Below are 24,154 nucleotides of genomic sequence, written 5' to 3' on the forward strand. Positions count from 1 at the left end.
GCCACTCAGCCTTTCAACGCCGCGAGATCGTCCACGTTCGTGGTCTCGCGTTTACGGAAGATCGCGACGATGATCGCCAGCCCGATCGCCACCTCGGCGGCGGCCAGCGTCATCACGATGAACACGGCCGTCTGCCCGGTCGGGTCGCCCCAGGACCGCGCGAACGCCACCAGCGCGAGGTTCGCGGCGTTCAGCATCAGTTCCACCGACAGGAACACCATGATCGCCGTGCGGCGCGTCAGCACGCCGATCATGCCCAGCGCGAACAGAATGCCCGACAGGGCCAGATACGACGTTGTAGGAACCATCAGGCACGCACCTCCCCTTCGCTCATGAGGGCCGGGGCGGCCCCGCGCGGCGCGGCGACCCGCTCCTCACGCGCGGCCCCCACCGGTTCCTCCAGCTCGTCCGGCACGCCGTCCGGCTGCGCCGCCGGACGCTGCACGAGCGCCACCGCGCCCACGATCGCCACGAGCAGTAGGATGCTCACCGCCTCGAACGGCAGCAGGAAGCGCGTCAGGAGGGTCTCCCCCATCACCAGCGCGGACCCGCCACGCAGCGCCTCGGCCCCCTCCGCCAGCGGACGCGGATCCTTGAACGTGAAGGCCAGCACCACGAACGCCCCGGCCAGCAGCGTCCCGCCGATCCCGGCGAGTTCCCGCACGTACGGCACCGGGTCACGCGACGTGACCGGCTGGTTCGCGTTCAGCAGCATGATCACGAACAGGAACAGCACCATCACCGCTCCCGCGTACACGATCACCTGCGTCGCCGCCAGGAACGACGCGTTCAACGTGGCGAACAGGCCCGCCACGCACAGCAGCGTGCCCACCAGCCCCAGCGCCGCATGCACCGCGTTCCGCGCGGCAATCGTGATCACGCCGCCCACGATCGCCAGCGCACCCAGCAGGATGAACGCCAGCATCATGGGCGGCCCCCACGGGGTGTTGATGGGTGATGGGTGACAGGTGATGGAACACAGATCAGGGGCACACGACAGTGACGGGTCACCTTCCATCGACCATCGACCATCGACCATTCACATCCTTTGCTCTTCACGGGTACTTCACTCCTTCCAGTTCCGCGCGGGGCTGCCCTTCGAGCTGGAAGCCCAGGCGCACGGGTTTCCCGCTCCGGGCGGCCTCGCGGCGCTGCGGGAGGCTGCCGGTCACGCCGACGAGCATGTCTTCCTTGGCGTACACGAAGTCGCCGTAGCGGTAGTCGGCCATCTCGAACTCGTTGCCCATGACGACCGCGCCGGTCGGGCAGGCTTCCTCGCACATGCCGCAGAAGATGCAGCGCAGCATGTTGATCTCGTACACCTTCGCGTAGCGTTCGCCGGGCGCGGTGGGGTTGGCCGGGTCGTTCTCGGCGGCCTCCACGTAGATGGCGTAGGCGGGGCAGGCGGCGGCGCACAGGCTGCAGCCGATGCATTTCTCCAGTCCGGTGCCTGGGTGGCGGGTCAGGACGTGCCGCCCCCGGAAGCGGGGTTGCAGCGTGGCGCGCTGTTCGGGGTAACTGACGGTCACGGGTTTCTGGAACAGTTTCCCCAGCGTGACGCCCATGCCTTTGGCAATCTCAAGAACGCCCATGGTTGGCTCCTTTGGTGGGGTGGGTGGCGGGCATCAGTCGCCTCCGGCGCGGACGAGGTCGCGGTCCTCGGGGGGGCGGACGGTGGGCTGGTTCCACAGGACGCGCACCCGGTCGCTCATGATCAGCAGGGCCAGCAGTCCGGCGAGGCTCAGGACGCCCAGGAACCACAGGCCGCCCGCGCCCCGGAACGCCAGGAACGCGGCGGTCATGACGGTGTTCGCCAGGGCCAGCGGGAGCAGCAGTTTCCAGCCGAACCGCATCAGCTGGTCGTAGCGGAGCCGGGGCAGGGTGGCGCGCACCCAGATGAACAGGAACAGGAAGAAAGCGATCTTCAAGATCAGCCAGATCAGCGGCCAGTCGGAAATTCCGGGGATCAGGGCGTTGAGCACCTGCGGGCCTTTCCAGCCGCCGAAGAACAGGGTGGCCATGACGGCGGACGCGGTGATCATGTTCACGTACTCGGCCATCTGGAACAGCGCCCACTTGATCGCGCTGTATTCCGTGAGGTACCCGGCGACGATCTCCTGCTCGGCTTCCGGCAGGTCGAACGGCGTGCGGTTGACCTCCGCGAACGAGGAGATGAGAAAGAGCGCGAATCCCAGCGACTGGAACAGCAGCATCACGCCGTTCTGCGCCTGCCACGCGACCAGTCCGTGGAAGGAGGTGGTGCCGACGATCATCAGCAGGCCCAGGATGCTCAGGCCCATGCCGAGTTCGTAACTGATCATCTGCGCGCTCGACCGCAGCGCGCCCAGCATCGGGTACTTGCTGCCCGAAGCCCAGCCGCCCAGGAAGATGCCGTACACGCCCATGCTGGTCAGGGCCAGCAGCGCCAGGATGCCAGTGTCGAGGTTGTACACCCAGGGGTTCTCGCCAAACAGACTCCCGGCGGGCCCGGCCGGAATGCCCCCGAAGGCGGTCAGGGCCATGCCGATCGCGATGATGGGCGCCAGGGTGTACACCAGCTTGTCGGCCAGCGTGACGGTCAGGTCCTCCTTGAAGATGCTCTTGATGGCGTCCGCGGCGGGTTGCAGCAGGCCCATGGGACCGACGCGGTTCGGGCCGGGGCGCAGCTGCATGCGGCCCAGCAGGCGCCGTTCGATCAGGGTCATGTACGCGAAGGTGGTCAGCAGCCCCAGGACGACCAGCACGGCCTTGAGCAGCGAGATCAGGAGTGTGGCGAGCCAGTCGGGCATCAGTCGTCCCCTCCGGGGCGGGCGGGGGGCGCGGCGGGCGTCACGGGCAGTTGCCAGTCGTCATGCACGAGTTCCTCGATGCGGTCCACCCAGGTGAGGCGCCGGGCATGCATGCGCTCGGTCCACAGGTGCGGCGTGTGCGGCGCGGCGGGGGCCGCGTAGGTCTGGTGGAAGGTGTGCAGCGCGCCGCGTGCGGGCAGGTCGGTCAGGTTCAGGCCCACCCGGTCGGCCAGCAGCGCGTGCGCGCCGCGCAGGCCACGCGCGGGGGCTTTCACGCCCAGCGCCTCGGCCAGGGCGGTCAGGGTGCGGATCAGGTCGGCCGCCTCGCCGCTCTGGATCGCGGCGGGGTTCAGGGGCAGCAGGCGACCTTCCAGGTTCTGGACGGTGCCGCGCTTCTCGTAGTTCGTGACGGCGGGCAGCACCACGTCCGCCAGTCGGGCGGTGGTGGTCAGGTGCGTGTCGTGCACGACCGTGAACCCGGCGGCGCGCACGCCGGGGTCCAGGCGGCTGATGAACGCGGCAGGCACCTCGGTCAGGCGCTCGATGCCCATCCCACCCGCGCGCGGCACGAGGTTCAGCGCCCCCAGCCCCCGGCTGTTCGCGGCGGCGGGAATGGCGATCACCTTCGCGCCGGTACGGGCGGCGAGGTCCGACAGGTTCGAGCTGAACGATCCGCTCGCGCCGTTCAGGACGTCCGCGCCCAGGATGATCACGGGCCGCTCGGCGCCCTCCAGCAGGGCCAGGACAGCCCGGAGTTCATCGGTGTCCGGGTGGGTCAGGCGGGCCAGAGCGCCCCTGCCGTTCGCGCTGACGCGGTGCCCGGCGTGCGCCCACAGGCGGCTCTCCTGCCCGATCACGGCCAGCCGCTCTGGCCTCCGGGCGGGGCGTTCCACGAGGCGCAGGTCCGCGATGGCCGTGCCGTGCGCGAACTCGGGCGGGATCAGGCCGCCGCGCAGCATCTCCAGAATCCGCAGTTCCAGCACGGGCGCTTCCTCGCCCAGGTCCGCGCCGATCACCACGACGGCGTCGGCGGTCGCCACGTCCGTCAGGGTCGCCTGCGGCGCCGTCACGCTCACCTCGTAGCGGGGCGAGTGATCCACGCTGCGCGCACCCGTCGCGGCGGCCAGCGCCTCCAGCGCCGCGCCTTCCTCCAGGGTGCTGTCCGCGCCCAGGTACAGGGCGATGTCGGCCGTGCGCATGCCCGAGAAACCGCGCTTCATGGCGTCGATCGCGGCGTCCCAGGTGGCTGGAACCAGTTGCCCGTCCTCGTCACGGATCAGGGGCGTGGTCAGACGCTCCTCGCTGGCGAACACGTGCCCGAAACGGCCCGCGTCGCAGATCCACGCCTCGTTCACGTCACGGTTCTCGCCCGCCACGATGCGTTCCAGGCGGCCGTTCCGGGCGTCCACCGTGATCGAGCACCCGACCGGGCACAGCGTGCAGGTGGTCGGCGTGTGGTCGTACTCCCAGTTGCGGCCCCGGAAGCGCGCCACGTTGTCCAGCAGCGCCCCCACCGGGCAGATGTCCGTGATGTTCCCACTGAAGCCCGTGGGCAGCCCGCCCTCCTGCGTGTCGATGAAGGTGTGCCCGCCGCGCTCGATGAAGTCCAGGACCTCCTGGCCCGGCACCTCCTCGAAGTACCGCACGCAACGCTTGCAGTGAATGCAGCGCTCCTGATCCAGAATCACGAAATCAGACAGCGGGTAGTGCTTGTCCGCGTGCCGCCGGTCGAAACCGAAGCGGCTCGCGCCGTACCCGTACTCGAACGCGCGGTCCTGCAACTCGCACGCACCCCCCTTGTCGCAGGTCGGGCAGTCCAGCGGGTGGTTCAGGAGCGTGAACTCCATCATGCCCGCCTGCGCCTTCGCCACGACCTCACTCGTTTTGGCGGTGCGGATGTGCATGCCGTCGGTCGCCTGCATGGTGCAGGACGCCATGGGTTTGGGGAACCAGAAGATCTTCGGCGTCGCCGCGTCCCCCTCCCCTTCCATCACGAACGACCCGTCCGGGTTCTTGCGGGGCGAGCCCGACTCCACGAGGCACATCCGGCACGCGCCCACCGGACTCAAATACTTGTGCGCGCAGAAGTACGGCACGTCCCCGCCCGACGAGAACACCGCGTCAATGGCGGACGTTCCGGCGGGCAGGTCGATGTCTACGCCGTCGACAGTGACTTTCACAGCGAACCTCCAGTCAACGTGGCGGCCAGTCGCGGCCAGCCCACGATCAGATCAAGCGTCGAGACGCCCAGCAGCAGCGCGAACAGCTGTCCCTGACTGCGCCCGACCAGCGCCGCCCCGCCCCGCACGGCGTCCGCGATGTCCCGGCCCGGCAGGGACCGGCGCGCGAGATACCCGGCGGCGAAATCCCGCAGGGTGTACAGCCAGAAGTCCGTGCGGGACAGCAGGAACACCGTCAGCACGAAGGGCCGGGCGACCGCCGGGGTCAGGCCCAGAACGAGCATCAGCCCCAGCCCCTCGGCCAGCAGGCGGGTGAACAGCGGCCCGGCCAGCGCGACCTTCACGCCCGGCCAGGAGTCCGTGTCGGCCAGGGTCGTGTGGGTGGTCGCCACGATCCACGCCCCGTTCCGACGGCCCAGCAGCGTGAACCGCGCCGAGCGGTCCCCATAGCGCCGCGCCATCAGGACGTGTCCCAGCTCGTGCAGGCACACGAACGTCACCAGTCCCGCCAGAACCTGCGCGGCGATCAGGACGGCACTCACGCGTCCCGCCAGCGTTTGCGCGCGGGGTACAGGGGCTGCTGGGTGCCAGCCAGCGCGTCGTATTCCTCGCGGAAGTGTTTGATGCTGCTCAGGACCGGGCCGAGGCAGGCGTCGGCCAGCGCGCAGAAGCTGCGGCCGCCGATGTTGTCGCTCATGTCCAGGATGAGCTGCACGTCGCCGGGCTGGCCGCGTCCGGTGACGAGTTTCTGGTACATGCGGGTCATCCAGCCGCTGATGCCCTCGCGGCAGGGGGTGCACTTGCCGCAGGATTCGTGGCCGTAGAAGCGCACGAGGTTCCAGGTGGCGTTCACGATGCAGTCCGCCTTCGGGATCAGGGTCACGCCCCCGGTGCCGAGCATGCTGCCCGCAGCCGCGACGGATTCGTAGTCCATGGGCGTGTCGAGGATCGCGTCGGTCCAGGGCAGCATGGGGCAGCTGCTCCCGCCGGGAATGATGGCCTTCATCTCTTCGAGGGGGCCGCCGGCCCAGTCGTAGATGAGTTCGCGGAAGGTGGTGCCCAGCGGCAGTTCGTACACGCCGGGCCGCGCGACGGGGCCGGAGATCTGGAAGAGTTTCATTCCTTTGCTCTTCTCGGTGCCCATGCCCGCGTGCCAGTCCGCGCCGTACCGGAGGATCTGCGTGGCGGCGCAGAAGGTTTCCACGTTGTTGATGGTGGTCGGCAGGCCGTACAGGCCCGCCGCCGCCGGGAACGGGGGCTTGAGGCGCGGGTTGGCGCGCAGGCCCTCCAGCGAGTTCATGAGTGCGGTTTCCTCGCCGCAGATGTACGCCCCGGCGCCCCGGTGCACGAACAGCTGGAAGTCGAAGCCGCTGCCCAGGATGTTCTGCCCGAGCAGTCCGGCCTCGCGGGCCTCGTGAATCGCGGCCCAGACGCGTTCGGCGGCGTGCACGTACTCCCCGCGAATGTAGATGTAGCCCACACTGGCGCGCATGGCGTACGCGGCGATGATCATGCCCTCGATCAGCTGGTGCGGGTCCTCGGAGAGCAGGTAGCGGTCCTTGAAGCTGCCGGGTTCGGACTCGTCCGCGTTGCAGATGATGTAGTGCGGTTTGCCGTCCTTCAGGGGCATGAACGACCACTTCAGGCCGGTCGCGAAGCCCGCGCCGCCGCGCCCGCGCAGGCCGGACTTCTTCACTTCCTCGATCACGGCGTCCGGCCCCATCGCGAAGGCGCGTTTCACCGGCTCGTACCCGCCGTTCCGGCGGTAGTAAGGAAGCGTCCAGCTGCCCTCCTGCCCGACGTGCGCGTACAGCGTCGGCGCAAAACGCGGGTCCTTCGCGCTGGTAATGGGTTTGGGCGGCGTGGGGGCGGTGGCGGTCATGCCTCACCCCCGGCCTGTTCCGGCAGGCGGTGCAGGCCCGTCACGCTCGACCCGACCGCCTGCCCGGACGCCAGCACCTGCCGCCCGTCCGCGCCCACCGTCACCGGTACCGGGTTGTCCGGCAGCGGTTGCAGATCGTTTCGCAGCGACGTCAGAATCCGCGCGCACTTCGACGGCCCCACGTTCTCGTAGTACCCGTCGTCGTTGATCTGCATCATCGGCGCGGTCCCGCACGAGCCCAGGCACTCGACCTTCTGCACGCTGAAGCGCCCGTCCGCGCTGACCTCGCCCGGCTGCACGTCCAGCGTCTCCACGAGGTGATCCCACAACTCGTCCGACCCGGCCAGCGCGCACATCAGCGTGCTGCACACCTGCAGGTGGTATTTGCCCGTGGGAAGCGTGTGGTACGTCGAGTAGAAGCTCATGACCGAACGCACCTCGGTCGCCGTCGTGCCGCACAGCGCGGCGATCTCGGCCATGCGAGCTTCGGACACGAACCCCTCGGCGTCCTGCACCTCGCGCAGCAGCGGCATCAGCGCGCTGCGCCGCCCCTGCGGCGAATCCGGGTAACGGCTGAAAATATCCGCCACCAGTGGTTGTTTCTCAGCGAAGTAACTCAAGACCGTCCTCCTGAAATTCGGTACAGATACACCAGACACATGACCGCCGGCGCGGTCACCACCGTGCCCCAGGCAAGCTCCAGCAGCGTGGGCGCGCCGCGACCCAGCTCTTCCACGAACGTTCCGATCATGACCAGGGAACCCAGGACTCCACCCAGTAGACCCAGACGCAGCCACAGATTCCCCCGGAGCGTTCCCTGCCAGCGGCGGGTCACCGCCGTGATCAGTGCCACCCAGCCGCCCACGCCCAGCAGGACGTACAACGGTGCCAGCAGCATCAGCCAGCCCGAACTCCGCTCAGACAGCATGGGCAGGTGCGTAAGGATCGCCCCGCCGAGCAGCGATCCCAGGAGCGTGAAGGGCAGCAGGACGAGGGCTGGAACGAACACGAAGGTCACGTCCACCGCACGGCTCCAGTGCGACGGATTCACCGGACTCATCGCGATCACGCTCACCGGTCCACGTCGCCCAGCACGGGGTCAATGGTGGCGAGGATCGTGATGAGGTCAGCGAACTGCGCGCCGACGCAGGCGTACTCCAGCGCCTGGAGGTTCACGAAGCTGGGGGCGCGGATCTTCACGCGGTAGGGCATGCTGCCGCCATCGCTGACGATGTAGTACCCGACCTCGCCGCGCGCACTCTCGACGGGCACGTACACTTCGCCCAGCGGTGGGTGGAAGCCTTCCGTGACGAGTTTGAAGTGGTGGATGACCGCTTCCATGCTCGTTTCGAGTTCGTGGCGGGGGGGGAGGCTGATCTTGCGGTTGGGGTCCTTGACCGGGCCGGGTTTGAGGCGCCTGAGGCCCTGGCGGACGATCTTGATGCTCTCGCCGAATTCGAGGAGGCGCATGTTGAAGCGCGCCAGACTGTCGCCGTCGGGGCTGGTGATGACGTTGAAGTCGTAGGTTTCGTAGCCGCAGTAGGGGTTGTCCTTGCGGTGGTCGAGGGGTACGCCGCTGGCGCGCAGGTTGGGTCCGGTGAGGCCCAGGTCGAGGGCGACCTCGGGCGGGATGACGCCAACCCCCCTGGCGCGGTCGAGGAAGATGGGGTTCTGCGCGAACAGGGTGGTGTACTCGGTGACGCCGCGTTCCATCTGATCCAGGAATTTCTCGACGCGGGGTGCCCAGTCGTCGGGAATGTCGCGGCTGAGGCCGCCCACGCGGAAGTACCCCTGGTTCATGCGGTAGCCGCACACGGCCTCGAACAGGTCCTGCAGGGCTTCCTTCTCGCGGAAGGCGTAGAAGAACGGCGTCAGGGCGCCCAGGTCGAGCAGGCCGGTGCCGACGAACACGAGGTGGCTGTGGATGCGCCCGAGTTCGTGCAGGATGACGCGCACGGTGGTGGCCCGTTCGGGCACGTCCGCCCCGAGGAGTTTCTCGACGCTCAGGACGTACGCGAGTTCGTGGCCGAAGGAGTGCAGGTAGTCGGTGCGGGGCGCATACGTGACGCCCTGCTGGTACGTGCGGTTCTCGAAGGTCTTCTCGAAGCCGGTGTGCAGGTACCCCATGTGCGGGGTGACCTTCACGACGTACTCGCCGTCCATGTCCACGACCAGCCGCAGCACGCCGTGCGTACTGGGGTGCTGCGGCCCGACGTTCAGGCTCATGATCTGCGTGTGCATCTGCCCCTCGGGCAGCGTGCCGGGACGTTCGGGCGCGGTGGTCACGGCGCACCTCCGATGGGGGTGATCGTTGAAGGGTGACGGTTGATGGAGACCGCCAGGACCTCGCGGGCCTGTTCCATCAACTGGTGTCTATCCACCATCGACATCACTTCGGCCCTCCTTCCGGCATGACGGGCGGGGTGCGGTCCTCGCCGCGGCCCCGGCGCAGTTCGCCGCGGTACCCGGTGAGGCCGCTGCTCTGTCCGGTCAGTCCGGCGCGGAAGGCGGCGGGGTCCAGGAACCGGCCGTCGCGGAACAGGGTGGGTGTCTCGCCCAGCGGGAAGTCCTTGCGCAGCGGGTGGCCCTCCAGGTCGTCGGGCGTGAGGACCTTGCGCAGGTCGGGGTGCCCGGTGAAGGACACGCCCATCAGGTCGTACACCTCGCGTTCCAGGTAGTTCGCGGCGCGCCAGATGGGGTACAGGCTGGGCAGCGCCTCGCCGTCGTCGAGCCAGACGCGCAGGAACACCCTGCGGTGGTCGCGCGGGTGGTAGATGTTGTGCAGCACCGCGAAGCGTTTCGGTCGGGCTTCGGTGTACGTGCTGTAGTCGATGCCGACGGTGTCCATCAGCATGAACCCGTGGTCCTTGAGGGCCTGCGCGGCGCGCAGCAGGTCGCCGGGCGTGACCAGGGCAGTGGGTTCGGCGGCGTGGTCCTCGGTCAGGCCCAGCTCGGCGATCAGGCCCGTCACGTCGCGGCTCGTCACGTTGCGGCTGGGCGCGGCCGGAGCGGGTGCAGGTGCGGCTGCGGGCGTGACGGCCGGCGCGGCGCTGGTGCTGGACTGCGCGACGCCCTCGCGGCCCATCGGTCTGGCGTCTGCGGGTTTCAGCGGGTCCATGCGTCCACCATGGGCAGCTGATGGCCCAACTGGTCGAAGGCCTCGCCGCGCACCTTCTTCTGCAACTGCATCACGGCGTAGATCAGCGCCTCCGGGCGCGGGGGGCAGCCGGGCACGAAGATGTCCACCGGGACCACGCTGTCCACGTTCTGCACGATCGCGTAGTTGTTGAACATGCCCCCGCTGCTGGCGCAGGCGCCCATGCTGATCACCCATTTCGGGTCGGGCATCTGGTCGTACACGCGGCGCATGACCGGCGCCATCTTCTTGCTCAGGCGCCCGGCGACGATCATCACGTCCGCCTGCCGGGGCGAGGCGCGGAATACCTCGCTGCCGAAACGCGCCAGGTCGTTGCGGCCGTCGGTGCTGCTCATCATCTCGATCGCGCAGCACGCCAGCCCGAACGTCGCGGGCCACAGACTGTTACTGCGCCCCCACGCGACCAGCTTCTCCAGGCTGGAAAACAGAATCCCCTCGGACTCCAGCTCCTGCCAGTCCTTCTCGAACAGTTCCTTCAGTGGCATGGGACGACCTCCGGTTGGGGCCAATGGCAGATGGCTGATGGCAGATAGCCCGCAGTCTTCAGGCCATCAGCCATCTGCTTTCTGCTTTCCGCGTGTGTCAGGCCCATTCCAGCACCTTCTTTTTCAGCACGTACACGTACCCGACGAGCAGCAGCAGGACGAAGGTGATGGCTTCGAAGAAGGCGAAGGGGATGAGTTTCTGGTAGGCGACGGCCAGGGGGTAGAAGAAGGCGGTTTCGATGTCGAAGATGATGAACAGCATGGCCACGAGGTAGAAGTGGACGGGGAAGCGCTGGCCGGTGCCGACGCCGCCGCGTTCGGGGTCGTTGCCGCTTTCGTAGGCCATGAGTTTGGTGCGGCTGGCCTTCTTGGGGCCGAGGAGGGCGCTGGCGAGGACGGCGACGATGCCGATGCCGAGCGCGACGAGCAGCATGATGACGAAGTTGGCGTATTCGATGGTCGGTCTCCTTTCTGGGTCTGCGCCGCCCTCCACACCACCTGCTCGTGAAAAACGGCACTAGGATCTGGAAAAAAAGAGAAATCCTGAAACGAACTGCACTTCTGAACTGTTGGTACACCCTGTTTTATCACGGTTCACACGACACGCAGGCACAAACAGCCAACCCCGCCCCTGTCAGGCCCACGTCTGCACCCACACCCGCACCACCGGCGGCATGTGCGCCCCGCCGACGCGACAGACAGTGGCACAGTGACGACATGCCCAGACCCACCCTCCTGCTGACCCTCGCCGCCCTGACCCTGGGCACCGCGCACGCCGTCCGCGTTCCGGACTTCCTGAACCGCGTGGACCGCATCACCACCCGGCCCTTCTGCCAGACCTTCGGCTGCCACGCCCAGCCCGTCACGGTCGGTCCGGACGCCACCTACCGCTCCGTGACGCTCACCACGTACCGCTACGAGATCCAGAAGATCTTCGGGCAACTGACCATCCGCCGCATGCAGGACGGGTACGTGTACGACATGCACCTCACGGCCGCCGCGTACCCCCTGACCGACGTGCAGGCCCGCGCGTTCTCCCTGCTGACCCGCGACCTGCTGGACGTCACCTTCAGCCGGGCGCAGTTGAACACCTGCCTGAACGAAGCGCGGCAGGACGATCAGGGCGGCTTCCTGACCCTGGTGGACCAGTGGGCCGTCGGGTGCAGCCTGATTCCGCAGGACGGCTCGTTCAAGAGCGTCATCACCATCTGGCCGATCGGCTGACCCGGACGCCCTCCACCCGGAAGGGCGCCGGGTTGACAACTTCACGTCCGGAGGGGCCTTTCTTTCCTACTCACTTCGCCCGGACCCAGCGGCTTTATAAGCCATTCAGTCGGAGTCCGTACTACACCAGTTCCACAAAGTCGTCGTCGTCGTTATCCTGCGCGGACGGCACCGTGAAGATGAACGACGCGCCCTTGCCGCGTTCGGATTCCACGCGGATGGTGCCGCCGTGCTCCTCGACCGCCAGTTTGCAGAACGCCAGTCCCATGCCGGTATCGAAGCGGCCGTGCAGGGTCAGGCGGGACTGCTCGAACGCCGCGAACAGGTTGGGGATGTCGTCGGCCGGGATGCCCTCGCCGTCGTCGCGGACCATGACCTGCACGCCCTCCGGGATGCTTTTGGCCATGATGGTGATCACGCCGCCCGTGGTGGTGTGCTTCAGGGCGTTGCTGATCAGGTTCGCCAGGACGCGGCGCAGGATTTCCGGGTCGGCGCTGGCGGGGCTCATGTCGGCCTCGATGTCCACGCGCACGTGCCGGTCGCGCAGGCCGCTGCCCACGTCGCCGCGCGCCTGTTCGATCACCTCGCGGAACATGGGCGTGAACATCAGTTCGCGTTTCAGGTTCATCTTCCCGGCCTGGATCTTGCGGACGTCCAGCATGTTCGCCGCGAGGTGCAGCAGGTGCTGCGTCTCGTCGTGCGCGACTTTCAGCAGTTCGCGGTTGTCCTCGGGGACGCGCGGGTCGTCCTGCACAATCTCGATCAGGCCCATCACGGCCGCGATGGGGTTTTTCAGGTCGTGGACCAGCATGTGCACCAGCTGGTCGCGCACGCGTTCCTCGTGCTCCCAGGTGTCCATGCGGCGTTGCAGGCTCGCCACGCGCGTCAGGGCCTCGCGGTGCTGCTGCGCGCGGGCCAGCATGGTCCGTACCTGCAGGGCCATCGCCTCGGGCGGGGTGGCGTCGCTGATCAGGGCGTCCGCTCCGGCGGCCAGCAGTTCGCCCAGGCCCTGGGTGCCCACGCCCAGCCACTGCGTGCCGCTCAGTTCGGCGCGCTGGCGCAGCATGGGCAGCACCTGATGCAGGGGCACGCCGGGCGTGCTGGTGTACAGCAGCGCCACGTCGGGAATGATGACGTGCGATTCGCGCAGCAGGCTTTCCGCGTCCGGGATGTGCTTGACGACCGCGCGGGGCAGCAGCGGCGTCAGTTGCAGCGCGCGGCCCGGATCAGCAGCGACGACAAACACATGGAGAGTCTCGGGAGTCGTCATGAAGTGCCTTGCAGTGTACCCCGCCGCTGCCGGGCATGTCGGGAAGACCTTCACACGGACCCTTCCCCCCGCCGGAGGGGCCATGAGGACCGCGCCCCGGACGGTGAAGGTCCGGGGCGCGGCGGGAACACGGGAGGAGTGGGGTTCAGCCCTTGACGGACCCGGCCAGCAGGCCGCGCACGAAGTACCGGCCCAGCAGGATGTACACCAGCAGGGTGGGCAGCGCCGCCAGGATCGCGCCGGCCATCGGCAGGTTCCAGCTGACTGCCTGACCGCCCGCCAGTTGCGACAGGGCGTACGTGACGGGCTGGCTGGTCGTGTTGGTCAGGGTGGCGGCGAACAGGAACTCGTTCCAGACCTGCGTGAACTGCCAGATGATCACGACCACGAAACCGGGGATGCTGATCGGGAAGATCACGAGGCGGTAGATGCTCCAGAAGCCCGCGCCGTCGATGGTGGCGGCCTCGACGAGCGCGTCGGGCACGTCGGCGTAGAAGTTCCGGAAGATCAGCGTGGTGATCGGAATGCCGTACACCACGTGCGCCAGGATCAGACCCCAGATGCTGCCGTACAGGCCGATGGACTTGATGAACTGGAACAGCGGGATCAGCACTGCCTGGTACGGAATGAACATCCCGAACAGCATCAGCGCGAACAGGGTGTTCGCCCCACGGAACTTCCACTTGCTCAGGGCGTAGCCGTTCAGGCTGCCCAGCATGGCGCTCAGCAGCGTGGCGACCACGGCCAGGAACAGGCTGTTGAGCATGTTCCCGCCGATCTTGCCCCACGCCTCACTGAAACTGGCCCAGTTCAGCGCGGCCGGCCAGTGCCAGGTGGTGGCGAGGTTGATGGCGTCCGGGCTTTTCAGGGCGGTGGCGAACAGCAGGTACACCGGGATCAGGAAGAACAGTGCCGCCACGACCAGCAGGGCGTACATGAGAATCCGGCCGGGCTGGATGGGTTTGCGGGGGGTGGTGGGGGCCGGGGCGGCCTTGGCGGGGGCGCTGGTCATGCGTGACCATCCTCCTGTTTGAACTGGGAAGCGAGGTAGGGAACGATCACGAACGCCACCAGGATCAGCAGGATGGTGCCGATCGCGGCGCCCAGCGAGAACTGGTTCTGCCGGAAACTGGTGAGGTACATGTTCAGTGCCGGAACGCTGGTCGCGACGTTGTCGGGGCCGGCCATGGCGTACACCAGGTCGAAGATCTTGAGGCTGATGTGGCCCAGCACGATCATCGCCGACAGGCTGATGGGTGCCAGCAGCGGGAAGATCACGTGCCGGTACAGGCCCAGGTCGTTGGCACCGTCTACCTTCGCGGCCTCGCGGAGTTCTTCCGGAATACCGCGCAGGCCCGCGAGGTACAGGGCCATGGTGTAGCCGCTCATCTGCCACACGGCGGCGATGATGATGCCGATCAATGCGAGGTTGAAGCCGTGCAGTTCCGGGGCGGGCAGCATCTTCACGTTCGGGCCGATCAGCAGCGCCCAGACGATCAGGATGGCGGCGCAGACGGCCGCGACCACCGTGCGGGTGCGGTCGCCGCTGCGGGCAGCGCGCACGGCCATGACGATCAGGACGATGCCGACCACGCTGGCGGTCAGGAGCGGCAGTTTGTTCCAGTCGAATTTCAGGATGGCGTCACTGCTGCTCAGCCAGCCGAAGGTGCCCGGCTGAGCGCCGAACAGCGTGGGGGCCTGGTTCAGGCCGCCCTGGGGTTGCAGCATCCAGCGCCAGATGGTGCCGGTCACGATGAACGACAGGCTCATGGGGAACAGGAAGATGGTGCGCCACAGCCCCTCGCCTTTCGGGTTGCGGTCCAGGATCAGCGCCAGACCCAGGCCCAGGCCCAGGCAGCCCAGGATGAAGAAGATCGTGAAGAAGATGGTGCTGATCATCTCCTGCCGGAAACGGCCCTGCAGGAACCCGCTGAACAGTTCCTGGTAGTTGGCGAGGCCCACCCAGCGGATGATGGGGTCCAGGGCCAGTGCCTGCGCGGGGTCGTTGCCCCAGTCGGTCATGCTGACGTACACGCTGCGGGCAATGAAGCCGTACACGAACACGGCGATCAATATGATGCTGGGGGCCAGGACGGCAATGGACCACAGGCGATCTTTACTCAGGCCTTTCAAAATCGGGCCTCCTTTCTGGCCGGAACGGCGTCTGGGCGTACCGGCCCGTGAACTCGGTGGTGCGGGGGTGCGGGCGACAGGCTGATCGTGACATGCGGGCGGTGGCCGTGTGGTCAGGTGTCTGCGTGGTCAGGTGGCCGTGTGGCGGCTGCGTTGAAGCGCTTCCGTTTCGGGGGCTGGTCCACGGGCACGGCACGTATCAAGGGGTGTGGGCTGCGGGCTCAGGCGGCGGGCGTGTGCCCGCGTGACCTGAAACCCACAACCCACAACCGGACAGCTGGGGAAGTGTGATCCGCATCCGGCCCGGACCCCACGGTGGGGGCCCAGGCGGGCGGGTTACTTGCCGATGCCGGCGCGGACGGCCAGCTGCTGCGCGGCGGCGGCGGCCCCGGCGCTGTTCTTGCTGGCGACGAACTGGTCGATCACGGCCCCGAAGGCGCTGGTGAAGCTTTCGGGCGCGACGGCGCCGTGCACGAGGCTGCCGACGATCTTGTTGCTCTTCCAGTCGGCGGCGGCGCTCTTGCTGTAGGTGTTGTACTTGCTCAGGTCGCTGTCGGTGCGCGCGGCGATCGAGCCTTTCAGGGGGTTGAAGGCGTCCTGTCCGGCCTTGCTGCCCAGGACTTTCAGCCAGTTCATGGCCTCGGCGCGGTTCTTGGCGCCCTTGGGCAGACCGAAGGAGTCGGCCAGCATCACGAAGGTCTTGGTGGTGCCGGGGGCGGGCGCCCAGCCGAAGCCGGTGTTCGGGGCGAGTTTCTTGGTGGTCGTGAAGTACCCGGCCGCCCAGTCGCCCATGATGTTGAAGGCGCTGGTGCCGTCGATGATGCGGTCACTGGCCTGCTGCCAGCTGAGGCCCGAAGCGTCCTTGTTGGCGCAGTCCATGACCTTGCCGAAGGTGGTGAAGCCCGCGACGACCTTGGGGTCCGTGAACTTCATCTTGCCGGACCAGAGGTTCTCCCAGCCCTGCGCGCCCAGGGTGCCGATCATGACGCTCTCCCAGAGGTGTTGCTGGGTCCAGTTCTCACCGACGACCAGCGGCGCGGCCACGCCCTTGGCTTTCAGGGTGGAGCAGGTCTTCAGGAATTCGGGCCAGGTCTTGGGCACGGTGACGCCCCAGGCCTTCAGTTTGGCGGGGTTGTACCACATGACGTTGCTGCGGTGCACGTTCACGGGCACGCTCCAGATCTTGCCGTTCGTGCTGATCAGCTTGATCAGGTCCTTGGGGAAGGCCTTGTCGAAGCCTTCGCTCTTGAACAGGCTGCTCAGGTCTTCCATGCGCCCGGCGACGACCCAGGTGCCGATGAGTTCCTGACCGGCGTGCGCCTGGAAGGAGTCGGGGGGCGTGCCGCCCAGCATGCGGGTCTTCAGGACGGCCTTGGCGTTCGTGCCGGCGCCGCCGGAGACGGTGGCGTTGTCCACGGCGACCGAGGGGTACTTCTGCTTGTACAGCTTGACCAGGGCTTCGAGGGCGGGGCCTTCATCGCCGGACCACCAGGAGAAGATTTCGAGTTTGCCAGCGGCGGAGGCGCTGGTGGTGACGGCGAGGGCGGCGGCGATCAGGAGTGCTTTTTTCATGGTGTTCCTCCGTGCGAAACGGTGCGGGTCGTGTGGTTGGGTGAGCTCTGCGTGGCCGGGAGCGGCGCCGGGTGGGCGTCGACCGGGCGGGGTGGTGACGGTCCGGCCGGGGGTGCGCGGCTGGCCGGGTCGCGGCCTGCGGTGCGGGCACTCTGGGCCAGGCGTGAGATGGCGTACAGGTGCGGCAGGCCGCGCGGGGTGAACAGCGAGTCGAGCATCATGGCCCCGGCGCCCAGCACCCCGGCGTCCACGCCGAGCGTGCCGAGTTCGATGCGGGTGCGGTCCACGTTGATGCGCATGGTGCGGCCCTGGGCACTGGCGCGGATGGCGGCCAGCAGCACGTCTCCGGCCTGGGCGAGGCGGCCGCCGATGATCACGGCTTCCGGGTTGAACAGGTTCATGGTGGTGCTGATCGCCACGCCCAGGTGATGCCCGGCCTCTTCCCACACGGCGCGGGCCAGCGGGTCGGTGTTCGCGTGGCTGAGCAGGTCGTTCATGCTGATGGGATTGGGCAGCGTGGTGGGGGCGCCGGTGGCGCGCAGGCTGCGGGCCAGCGTGACGAGCACCTGCGCGGCGGCGTAACTTTCGAGGCTGCCGGGGTTGCCGCTGCGGCCGACAGGGCCCTGCTCGTTGATGCTGATGTGCCCGATCTCGCCGGCGCCGCCGCGCATGCCGCGGTGCAGGCGGCCGCCGAGCAGTACGCCGGCGCCGATGCCGGTGGCGGCCTTCACGTAGATCAGGTCCTGGGTGCCGCGGTGCGCGCCGAAGCGGGCCTCGGCGAGGGCGCCCAGGTTGGCGTCGTTGTCGACGAGCACGTCGAGGTTCAGGCGGGCCTGGAGGGCCTCGCGGATGTTCTCGCCGTCCCAGCCGGGCATGTTGGGGGGCAGGACGACGTGCCCGGTGTCGTGGTCGACCGGGCCGGGCACGCCGATCCCGGCGAGCGCGATCTGCGCGGCGCTGATGTCGGCGGCGCGCATGGCCTGGATGCTCAGGTCGGTCAGCAGGTCGTAGGTGGCCTGGGGGCCGCTGACGATGTCGTGCGGGACGGTCAGGCTGGCCAGCGACTGGCAGTGCAGGTCCAGGACGTCCACGCGGGCGTGACTGGCGCCCAGGTCGATGGCGAGCAGCGCGGCGGCGCGGGTGTTGAGGTTCAGCAGCGTGGCGCGCCGTCCGACGCCGCCGCTGCCGCGCGTGCCGACTTCCTGCACCAGTCCGACGCTGATCAGTTCCGTGACGATGGAGCTGATGGCGCTGCGCGACAGACCCAGTTCGCGCGAGATGTCCACGCGTGCCAGGTCCCCGTCCCACAGCAGTTCCAGCAGCAGCAGCGTGTGCCGCGCGCGGATGGCCGCGAGGTCCAGGGTGTCTGGTGTGTGGTGTTCGGTGCGGAGCATGCGGGGAACCTCGGGGCGTGGGGGTCGCCTGGGCAGGGGGGAGCCTGGTCCGGTCGGTGACCGGGGCCGGTTCGGCGGCGGCGTTCCGTCTGTTACGGAGTGGCCGGGCCGGGTTGAGAAGGGAACTTGTGTGGAGTCATCTTGCGCGTTCAATATTTTGTTTGTCAAACGAACAAATTAATGGAAGCAATTCCACCTGCCTAGACAGAAGCGGCTGTATGACTCCTCTCCCCCGCTGCACACACCCACAGTTCATGCACGCGCCCCCAGCAGGCAGAAGCCCACGCTGACCGGTCAGGCATACCACTCCCATCGCGTCAGGGCCGTTCCCCGAACAGCGACATCAGGAACTCCTGACACCTCCATTCGGGGAACGGCCCTCCTGACCCGGCGGGTCACCTACGCCGACATGATGGACAGCGCCGCCAGGCTCATACGGACTGCCGTTTGTCTCGTTAAGTACACTGCGTTTATCTTTTAGATAAACCGCGCGGAGCGCGTAGCAGAAGAAGTACGTTGAAGCGGGAATGGAGAGATTCCGGCGCTTTCCCGGAATCTCACAATGTTAGCTTCAACGTACTTAACAGATCGGAACCCGCCCGGCTCCTACTCGCATCCGCTCGGATCGAATGGTCTGTGCCGCCCATTCAATCCGAGTCCGTATCAGCCTTCCGCGGCCCCGCCTTCCGCCTCGCCCGTGCCCTCGGGGCGCAGCAGCGGGAACAGCAGTACGTCCCGGATGGAATCCCGGTCGGTCATCAGCATCGCCAGTCGGTCCATGCCCATCCCCATCCCGGCGGTGGGCGGCATGCCGTACTCCAGCGCCAGCAGGAAGTCCTCGTCCTGCTCGTGCGCCTCGTCGTCCCCGGCGTCCCGGCGGGCCGTCTGCGCCTCAAAGCGTGCCCGCTGGTCCAGCGCGTCGTTCAGCTCGGAGTAGATGGGCGCCAGTTCGAAGCCCGCCACGTACAGGTCGGCACGTTCGGCCAGACCCTCGCGGTCACGGTGCACCTTCACCAGCGGACTGATCGCCAGCGGCATGTCCGTCAGGAAGGTCGGGTTCTGCAGCAGCGGCTCGACGTACTCGCCGCCCAGCTTGTCCAGCAGCTTGTAGTCCGGGGTCTTGCGGTGCTCGGGGTGGTGCACGTCGCTCCACTCGCGCAGCTTCACGAGGTCCAGCGGGTCGAAGTCCAGCCCCGCCTGCTCTTTCAGGGCCGTCACGAAGTCCAGGCGCGCGAAAGGCAGCGAGAAGTCCAGTTCGCGGCCCTGGTACGTCAGTTTCGGCTCGCCCTTGAGTTCCACGACCAGGTCGTGCAGCAGCGTCTCCACCAGCACCATCATGTCGTTGTAGTCGCCGTACGCGAAGTACGCTTCGAGCATGGTGAATTCCGGGTTGTGCGTGCGGTCGATGCCCTCGTTGCGGTAGTTGCGGCCGATCTCGTACACCCGCTCGAAACCGCCCACCAGCAGCCGCTTGAGGTACAGCTCCAGGCTGATGCGCATGCTGAACTCGTGACCCAGCGCGTTGTGGAAGGTCTTGAACGGCTTGGCCTCGGTCCCACCGGGAACGACCTGCAACGTGGGGCCCTCGACCTCCATGAAGTCGCGGCTGTCGAGGAAGGTGCGGATGAAGCGCAGCATCCGCGAGCGCGTGCGGTACACCTCGCGGCTCTCCGGGTTGATCATCAGGTCCACGTAGCGGCGCCGGGCACGCAGTTCCTCGTCCTGCAGGCCGTGGAACTTGCTGGGCAGCGGATGCAGGCTCTTGACCAGCGGTTGCCAGGACGTCACGCGCAGCGTCAGCTGACCGGTCTTCGTGACGAACGGGAAGCCGCGCACGCCGATGATGTCGCCCAGGTCGATCTTCTTCGTCGGGTCGAAGTTCTCGGTGTCCTGCTTGGAGAAGTGCAGCTGGATCTTGCCGTGCTCGTCGCTGAGGTCCGCGAAGGCCGCCTTGCCCATGTGGCGCATCAGGGTCACGCGCCCGGCCAGCGCGTACTGCGTTTCAGGCCACTCCTGCCCGGCCTCCCACTTCGGCGCGCCGTCCTCGCCGTGCGTGTCGGCCGGGTGCGCGGCCAGCACGTCGCGGGCGTGGTGGGTGCGCGGGTACGTGTAGGGGTGCGCCTCGAAACCAGCCGCGACCTGGGCGTCCAGGTTGTTCAGGCGGCTGACGGTCTGCTCGTGCAGACCCTCGGGGCGGTTGGTGGGGGCAGAACCTTCAGACATAAGCGCAAGTATACGGTCAGGCCCGCAAGGCGCGCAGGACACGCCGCCCCGCACACCGGTAGCAGCGCGGCCCAGTAGCAGCGCGTGCCGGTCACCGCAGCCCGGTCACCGCATCCCGGTAAACGGAACGTGACCCCCGTCCACGCTGGGATGGGGGTCACGGAGGGAGCGGTCACGGGGACCGCACCCCGGTGCGGGATTACTCTTCGGTGCTGGGCTTGACGTCGTCGAGGCTGACCTCGCCGTCGAGGACGGCGGCGGCTTCGCTCTCGGTGATCTCGCCAGCGGCGACCAGACCGGCCACCTGGGCGGCTTCCTGCTCGGCGGCCGCTTCGCCGTCGCTGAGACGGGGGGGCAGCACGCTGATGACGACCTGCTCGGCGTCACCGGCCAGTTTGCAGCCTTCGGGCAGTTTGATCTGACCGGCGGTGACGTGATCGCCGATGACGAGTTTGGTCACGTCGACGACCAGTTCCTGGGGGATGCGGCGGGGGCCGGGGGCCACGATGGCCAGGTTGTGCACGACGATGTCGAGCAGGCCGCCCATGACGACGCCCTGGCTCTTGCCGGTGGTGTGCACGGGCACGCTGACCTCGACAGGCTCACCGTAGGTGACCATGTAGAAGTCCACGTGGATGGGGGCGCGCTTGCGCTTGTCCATCTGCACGGCCTTGACCAGCGCGGGGAAGGTCTGGCCGCCCTCGACGGTGATGTCGAACAGGCCGGTGGTGCTCTGGGTGCGGAAGGCGCGGTCGAAGGCCTTCTTGTCGATGGCGAAGGAGACGTTGTTCTCCTTGTTGTAGGCGACGGCGGGGATCATGCCTTCGGCCAGTTTTTCCTGGCTCTTGCGGGGTTTGGCGTTCAGTTCCATGTGCTCTCTCCTTGGCGTTCTTCGCCGCCTCGCTCTCGCCGCGCGCCGGGGGTCCGGGGGCGGGGGCGGACGTGCAACCGTGACAGCATAGCAAACGCGCCCGCTCCGGTGGAAGGGCTGCGGGGGGGTCTGCTAGACTCCTATGCGTTGCCGCGCGGCGCCCCGCGTTCCCCTGCCCGGCAGGGGGGTGCGGAGGCGGCCCCGGCGGGAAAAAAAGGAGAATGACATGATCAGCGTTACTGAACTGCGCAACGGCACCAAAGTGGAAATGGACGGCGGCCTCTGGGAGTGCCTGGACTACTCGCACCTGAAGATGGGCCGCGGCGGCGCGAAGGTCGTCACGAAGTTCCGCAACATGGAGTCCGGCGCGATCGTGGACCGCACCTTCAACAGCGGCGAGAAACTGCAGGACATCTACGTGGAAGGCAAGACCATGCAGTACCTGTACAAGGACGGCGACGACTTCATGTTCATGGACATGGACACCTTCGAGCAGGTGCCGCTGTCGCCCACGCTGGTCGGTGACGCCGCGAAGTTCATGAAGGAGAACACCGAGGTCGAGGTCGCCATGTACGGCGAGAAGGCCCTGAGCATCACGCTGCCCAACCAGGTGATCCTGAAGATCGTGGAGACCGACCCCGGCCTGCGCGGCGACACCGCCTCGGGCGGCACGAAGCCCGCCAAGCTGGAGACCGGCGCGACCGTGCAGGTGCCGCTGTTCGTGGAGCAGGACACCCTGGTGAAGGTCGATACCCGCACCGGCGCTTACCTCAGCCGCGCCTGAACGTTCGTGCCTGAAGTGCCGCCCACTCCGGTGATCCGGTGGGCGGCACTTCACTTTGCTTTAGACTCAGTCCAGTCAAACGAGCGTTAGGCAGCGGGTGACACCCCCTCCCCCCCCCGCACGGGGCATGATTGGGGGCAGCACCAACCTGCACCACACAGACCTTCAAGGAGGGGCCATGAACCCGAACGACCTGAAACAGATTCTCGATGCCCTCACGTACGCCGACGTGCGCGAATTCAGCCTGCGCACCGGCAGCTTCGACCTGAGCCTCAAACGCGGCCCGCAGGCCTTCGCCGCGCCCGCGCAGCAGCCCACCCCCGCACCGCTCGCGGCGCCCATGCCTGCGAACGCACCCGCATTCGCACCCATGCCCGCACCCGCCGCGCCCGCGCCCCAGCCGCAGGACAGCGCTCCCGCGCCCGCACAGGCCGCGCCCACCCCGGCCCCCGCGCCCGCCGAGGTGCCCGCCGAGAAACCCGCCAGCAAGGGCACGCCCGTCAAGGCACCCATCGTCGGGACCTTCTACGCGTCCAGCAGCCCCGACGCCGCCCCCTATGTGAAGGTCGGCGACACCGTCGCGGCCGGGCAGGTGCTGTGCATCATCGAGGCGATGAAACTCATGAACGAGATCGAAGCCGAGCAGGGCGGCACCATCCGCGAGATCCTCGTGAAGAACGCCGAACCCGTCGAGTACGGCCAGACGCTGTTCATCATCGAATAAGAGGCAGAAGGCCGATAGAAGAAGGCAGAAGGCCACTCCCCGCCTGCGCTCTCGCCATCCGGCCCTGAGCCTTCTGCCATCGGCAAGGAGCGAAGTTCATGTTCAAGAAAATCCTGATCGCCAACCGCGGCGAGATTGCCCTGCGCGTGATCCGCACCGCGCGAGAACTGGGCGTGAAAACCGTCGTGGTGTACTCCACCGCCGACGAGAAGAGCCTGCCGGTCCTGCTGGCCGACGAGAGCGTGTGCGTCGGCCCGCCCGCCAGCAACCAGTCGTACCTGAACATCCAGAACATCCTGTCGGCCGCCCTGATGACCGGCGCGGAAGGCATTCACCCCGGCTACGGCTTCATGGCCGAGAACCCGGACTTCGCCGAGATGTGCCGCGAGCACGGCATCGTGTTCATCGGGCCGACGCCCGAAAGCATGCGCGCCCTGGGCAGTAAAGCCGGTGGGCGCGAGATCGCCGCCATGAGCAACGTCCCGGTCGTGCCGGGCACCGGCGTGCTGGACACCGTGGACGACGCGCTACTGGCCGCCAAACAGATCGGGTACCCGGTGCTGCTGAAAGCCAGCGCGGGCGGCGGCGGACGCGGCCAGAAGGTCATCCGCACGCAGGACGAACTCGCCAAGGGCTTCGCGCAGGCGCAGGAAGAAGCGCGGCTGTACTTCGGTGATCCGGCGATCATCATGGAAAAATTCCTGGAGGAATTCCGGCACGTCGAGGTGCAGGTCATGGGCGACGGCAACGGCCACGTGATCCACATCGGCGAACGCGACTGCTCCATCCAGCGGCGCAACCAGAAACTCATCGAGGAGGCGCCCAGCACCCTCCCGGACACACTGCGCCAGGAAATCCTCGCGGCGGGCGTGCGCCTCGCCAAGCACGTCAACTACGCCGGGGCCGGCACGCTGGAATTCATCGTGGACCGCGACGGGAACTACTACTTCATGGAGATGAACACCCGCATCCAGGTGGAACACTGCGTCTCCGAGGAAATCTCGGGCCTGGACTTCGTGAAACTGCAACTGGAAATCGCGTCCGGCCACGGCCTGAACATCCAGCAGGACGACGTGGTGCTGCGCGGACACGCCATCGAGTGCCGCCTGAACGCCGAAGACCCCGACAAGGACTTCCGCCCGGCCGCCGGGAAGATCGACGACGTGCACTTCGCCGGCGGCCCCGGCGTGCGCGTGGACAGCCACTGCTACACCGGCTACGTGATCCCCCCCCACTACGACAGCCTGATCGGCAAACTGATCGTCCACCACGACACCCGCGAGCAGGCCATTGCCCGCATGAAACGCGCCCTAGAAGAAACCGTCATCCAGGGACCCAAAACCACCATTCCGCTGTACGTGAAAATCATGGACAACCCGTTCTACAAACGCGGGGCTGTCATGACCAACTTCCTGAAAACCCGGATGGAGATGTAAACCCCTCCACTGATCATCAAAAGCGGCGCA

The 24,154-nt window shown here is 67.4% G+C and carries 24 protein-coding genes; 4 read left to right on the plus strand and 20 right to left on the minus strand.

All coding sequences use genetic code 11. The features are described from left to right. Positions 1 to 5: 5 nt before the first annotated feature. From nuoK to IEY70_RS05930, 13 genes are all read right to left on the minus strand, one after another. Positions 6 to 308, minus strand: coding sequence for an NADH-quinone oxidoreductase subunit NuoK (gene nuoK / locus IEY70_RS05870; protein WP_062159180.1), 303 nt, complete (start codon positions 306 to 308; stop codon positions 6 to 8). Continuing rightward, a complete protein-coding gene (locus IEY70_RS05875) occupies positions 308 to 928 on the minus strand; it encodes an NADH-quinone oxidoreductase subunit J (RefSeq protein WP_189064070.1) in 621 nt (206 codons plus the stop codon). Before IEY70_RS05875 ends, nuoK begins: the two co-directional genes overlap by 1 nt. 127 nt (positions 929 to 1,055) lie before the next feature. Beyond that, on the minus strand, positions 1,056 to 1,592 hold the full coding sequence (gene nuoI / locus IEY70_RS05880; protein ID WP_189064071.1) for an NADH-quinone oxidoreductase subunit NuoI: 537 nt from the start codon (positions 1,590 to 1,592) through the stop codon (positions 1,056 to 1,058). Positions 1,593 to 1,625: 33 nt separating this feature from the next. Then, positions 1,626 to 2,789: an NADH-quinone oxidoreductase subunit NuoH gene (gene nuoH, locus IEY70_RS05885; RefSeq protein WP_189064072.1), complete on the minus strand. Its 1,164-nt coding sequence runs from the start codon at positions 2,787 to 2,789 to the stop codon at positions 1,626 to 1,628. Further along, positions 2,789 to 4,969, minus strand: coding sequence for an NADH-quinone oxidoreductase subunit NuoG (gene nuoG / locus IEY70_RS05890; RefSeq protein WP_189064073.1), 2,181 nt, complete (start codon positions 4,967 to 4,969; stop codon positions 2,789 to 2,791). The genes nuoH and nuoG overlap by 1 nt, the downstream gene beginning before the upstream one ends. After that, complete coding sequence (locus IEY70_RS05895; protein WP_189064074.1) at positions 4,966 to 5,511, minus strand: zinc metalloprotease; 546 nt, start codon at positions 5,509 to 5,511, stop codon at positions 4,966 to 4,968. Before IEY70_RS05895 ends, nuoG begins: the two co-directional genes overlap by 4 nt. Next, a complete protein-coding gene (gene nuoF / locus IEY70_RS05900) occupies positions 5,508 to 6,851 on the minus strand; it encodes an NADH-quinone oxidoreductase subunit NuoF (protein WP_189064075.1) in 1,344 nt (447 codons plus the stop codon). Before nuoF ends, IEY70_RS05895 begins: the two co-directional genes overlap by 4 nt. Further along, positions 6,848 to 7,471, minus strand: coding sequence for an NADH-quinone oxidoreductase subunit NuoE (nuoE, locus tag IEY70_RS05905; protein ID WP_189064076.1), 624 nt, complete (start codon positions 7,469 to 7,471; stop codon positions 6,848 to 6,850). The genes nuoF and nuoE overlap by 4 nt, the downstream gene beginning before the upstream one ends. Next, positions 7,468 to 7,926: a hypothetical protein gene (locus IEY70_RS05910; protein ID WP_189064077.1), complete on the minus strand. Its 459-nt coding sequence runs from the start codon at positions 7,924 to 7,926 to the stop codon at positions 7,468 to 7,470. Before IEY70_RS05910 ends, nuoE begins: the two co-directional genes overlap by 4 nt. Then, positions 7,923 to 9,092, minus strand: coding sequence for an NADH dehydrogenase (quinone) subunit D (gene nuoD / locus IEY70_RS05915; protein ID WP_189064141.1), 1,170 nt, complete (start codon positions 9,090 to 9,092; stop codon positions 7,923 to 7,925). Before nuoD ends, IEY70_RS05910 begins: the two co-directional genes overlap by 4 nt. Before the next feature lie 148 nt (positions 9,093 to 9,240). After that, on the minus strand, positions 9,241 to 9,969 hold the full coding sequence (locus tag IEY70_RS21260; RefSeq protein WP_268243903.1) for an NADH-quinone oxidoreductase subunit C: 729 nt from the start codon (positions 9,967 to 9,969) through the stop codon (positions 9,241 to 9,243). After that, positions 9,957 to 10,493, minus strand: a complete 537-nt coding sequence (locus tag IEY70_RS05925; RefSeq protein WP_055362413.1) for a NuoB/complex I 20 kDa subunit family protein — start codon at positions 10,491 to 10,493, stop codon at positions 9,957 to 9,959. The genes IEY70_RS21260 and IEY70_RS05925 overlap by 13 nt, the downstream gene beginning before the upstream one ends. A gap of 97 nt (positions 10,494 to 10,590) precedes the next feature. After that, entirely contained in the window at positions 10,591 to 10,926 is a 336-nt protein-coding gene (locus IEY70_RS05930; RefSeq protein ID WP_174367050.1) for an NADH-quinone oxidoreductase subunit A, read from the minus strand. 284 nt (positions 10,927 to 11,210) lie between these two features. Here IEY70_RS05930 and IEY70_RS05935 point away from each other — a divergent pair, with 284 nt between their 5' ends. Beyond that, complete coding sequence (locus tag IEY70_RS05935) at positions 11,211 to 11,717, plus strand: hypothetical protein (RefSeq protein WP_189064078.1); 507 nt, start codon at positions 11,211 to 11,213, stop codon at positions 11,715 to 11,717. Between the two features lie 121 nt (positions 11,718 to 11,838). Here the strand turns inward: IEY70_RS05935 and IEY70_RS05940 are convergent, their stop codons facing one another. From IEY70_RS05940 to IEY70_RS05970, 7 genes are all read right to left on the minus strand, one after another. Next, the gene (locus IEY70_RS05940; RefSeq protein WP_189064079.1) at positions 11,839 to 12,987 is read right to left on the minus strand and encodes an ATP-binding protein; all 1,149 of its coding nucleotides are present in this window, start codon (positions 12,985 to 12,987) and stop codon (positions 11,839 to 11,841) included. Between the two features lie 145 nt (positions 12,988 to 13,132). Beyond that, the gene (locus IEY70_RS05945; protein ID WP_189064080.1) at positions 13,133 to 13,999 is read right to left on the minus strand and encodes a carbohydrate ABC transporter permease; all 867 of its coding nucleotides are present in this window, start codon (positions 13,997 to 13,999) and stop codon (positions 13,133 to 13,135) included. Further along, positions 13,996 to 15,120 carry a carbohydrate ABC transporter permease gene (locus IEY70_RS05950; protein ID WP_189064081.1) on the minus strand — a complete coding sequence of 375 codons (1,125 nt, stop codon included), beginning with the start codon at positions 15,118 to 15,120 and terminating at the stop codon, positions 13,996 to 13,998. Before IEY70_RS05950 ends, IEY70_RS05945 begins: the two co-directional genes overlap by 4 nt. A gap of 336 nt (positions 15,121 to 15,456) precedes the next feature. Beyond that, positions 15,457 to 16,692 (minus strand): ABC transporter substrate-binding protein, encoded by a 1,236-nt coding sequence (locus tag IEY70_RS05955; protein ID WP_189064082.1) that lies wholly within the window; start codon positions 16,690 to 16,692, stop codon positions 15,457 to 15,459. Further along, positions 16,689 to 18,086 carry an ROK family transcriptional regulator gene (locus IEY70_RS05960; protein ID WP_189064083.1) on the minus strand — a complete coding sequence of 466 codons (1,398 nt, stop codon included), beginning with the start codon at positions 18,084 to 18,086 and terminating at the stop codon, positions 16,689 to 16,691. Before IEY70_RS05960 ends, IEY70_RS05955 begins: the two co-directional genes overlap by 4 nt. 663 nt (positions 18,087 to 18,749) lie before the next feature. Further along, a complete protein-coding gene (gene lysS, locus IEY70_RS05965; RefSeq protein ID WP_189064084.1) occupies positions 18,750 to 20,309 on the minus strand; it encodes a lysine--tRNA ligase in 1,560 nt (519 codons plus the stop codon). A 199-nt stretch (positions 20,310 to 20,508) separates the two neighbouring features. Beyond that, on the minus strand, positions 20,509 to 21,180 hold the full coding sequence (locus IEY70_RS05970) for a 50S ribosomal protein L25/general stress protein Ctc (RefSeq protein WP_189064085.1): 672 nt from the start codon (positions 21,178 to 21,180) through the stop codon (positions 20,509 to 20,511). Between the two features lie 226 nt (positions 21,181 to 21,406). Here IEY70_RS05970 and efp point away from each other — a divergent pair, with 226 nt between their 5' ends. The 3 genes from efp to accC all read left to right on the plus strand — a co-directional run bounded on the left by efp (position 21,407) and on the right by accC (position 24,124). Next, positions 21,407 to 21,964 (plus strand): elongation factor P, encoded by a 558-nt coding sequence (efp, locus tag IEY70_RS05975; protein ID WP_189064086.1) that lies wholly within the window; start codon positions 21,407 to 21,409, stop codon positions 21,962 to 21,964. Between the two features lie 178 nt (positions 21,965 to 22,142). After that, a complete protein-coding gene (gene accB / locus IEY70_RS05980; protein ID WP_189064087.1) occupies positions 22,143 to 22,688 on the plus strand; it encodes an acetyl-CoA carboxylase biotin carboxyl carrier protein in 546 nt (181 codons plus the stop codon). Between the two features lie 98 nt (positions 22,689 to 22,786). Continuing rightward, entirely contained in the window at positions 22,787 to 24,124 is a 1,338-nt protein-coding gene (accC, locus tag IEY70_RS05985; RefSeq protein WP_189064088.1) for an acetyl-CoA carboxylase biotin carboxylase subunit, read from the plus strand. Positions 24,125 to 24,154 lie beyond the last annotated feature (30 nt).

It is taken from the genome of Deinococcus seoulensis (assembly GCF_014648115.1).
GTDB classification, from domain to species: Bacteria; Deinococcota; Deinococci; order Deinococcales; family Deinococcaceae; genus Deinococcus; species Deinococcus seoulensis.

Excerpts from the sequence above, each read along its gene's own strand:
- nuoK (WP_062159180.1), bottom strand. The coding sequence starts at position 308 with ATGGTTCCTACAACGTCGTATCTGGCCCTGTCGGGCATTCTGTTCGCG.
- IEY70_RS05875 (WP_189064070.1), bottom strand. The coding sequence starts at position 928 with ATGATGCTGGCGTTCATCCTGCTGGGTGCGCTGGCGATCGTGGGCGGC.
- nuoI (WP_189064071.1), bottom strand. The coding sequence starts at position 1,592 with ATGGGCGTTCTTGAGATTGCCAAAGGCATGGGCGTCACGCTGGGGAAA.
- nuoH (WP_189064072.1), bottom strand. The coding sequence starts at position 2,789 with ATGCCCGACTGGCTCGCCACACTCCTGATCTCGCTGCTCAAGGCCGTG.
- nuoF (WP_189064075.1), bottom strand. The coding sequence starts at position 6,851 with ATGACCGCCACCGCCCCCACGCCGCCCAAACCCATTACCAGCGCGAAG.
- nuoD (WP_189064141.1), bottom strand. The coding sequence starts at position 9,092 with ATGCACACGCAGATCATGAGCCTGAACGTCGGGCCGCAGCACCCCAGT.
- IEY70_RS21260 (WP_268243903.1), bottom strand. The coding sequence starts at position 9,969 with ATGGACCCGCTGAAACCCGCAGACGCCAGACCGATGGGCCGCGAGGGC.
- IEY70_RS05925 (WP_055362413.1), bottom strand. The coding sequence starts at position 10,493 with ATGCCACTGAAGGAACTGTTCGAGAAGGACTGGCAGGAGCTGGAGTCC.
- IEY70_RS05930 (WP_174367050.1), bottom strand. The coding sequence starts at position 10,926 with ATGCTGCTCGTCGCGCTCGGCATCGGCATCGTCGCCGTCCTCGCCAGC.
- IEY70_RS05935 (WP_189064078.1), top strand. The coding sequence starts at position 11,211 with ATGCCCAGACCCACCCTCCTGCTGACCCTCGCCGCCCTGACCCTGGGC.
- IEY70_RS05940 (WP_189064079.1), bottom strand. The coding sequence starts at position 12,987 with ATGACGACTCCCGAGACTCTCCATGTGTTTGTCGTCGCTGCTGATCCG.
- IEY70_RS05945 (WP_189064080.1), bottom strand. The coding sequence starts at position 13,999 with ATGACCAGCGCCCCCGCCAAGGCCGCCCCGGCCCCCACCACCCCCCGC.
- IEY70_RS05955 (WP_189064082.1), bottom strand. The coding sequence starts at position 16,692 with ATGAAAAAAGCACTCCTGATCGCCGCCGCCCTCGCCGTCACCACCAGC.
- IEY70_RS05960 (WP_189064083.1), bottom strand. The coding sequence starts at position 18,086 with ATGCTCCGCACCGAACACCACACACCAGACACCCTGGACCTCGCGGCC.
- lysS (WP_189064084.1), bottom strand. The coding sequence starts at position 20,309 with ATGTCTGAAGGTTCTGCCCCCACCAACCGCCCCGAGGGTCTGCACGAG.
- IEY70_RS05970 (WP_189064085.1), bottom strand. The coding sequence starts at position 21,180 with ATGGAACTGAACGCCAAACCCCGCAAGAGCCAGGAAAAACTGGCCGAA.
- efp (WP_189064086.1), top strand. The coding sequence starts at position 21,407 with ATGATCAGCGTTACTGAACTGCGCAACGGCACCAAAGTGGAAATGGAC.
- accB (WP_189064087.1), top strand. The coding sequence starts at position 22,143 with ATGAACCCGAACGACCTGAAACAGATTCTCGATGCCCTCACGTACGCC.
- accC (WP_189064088.1), top strand. The coding sequence starts at position 22,787 with ATGTTCAAGAAAATCCTGATCGCCAACCGCGGCGAGATTGCCCTGCGC.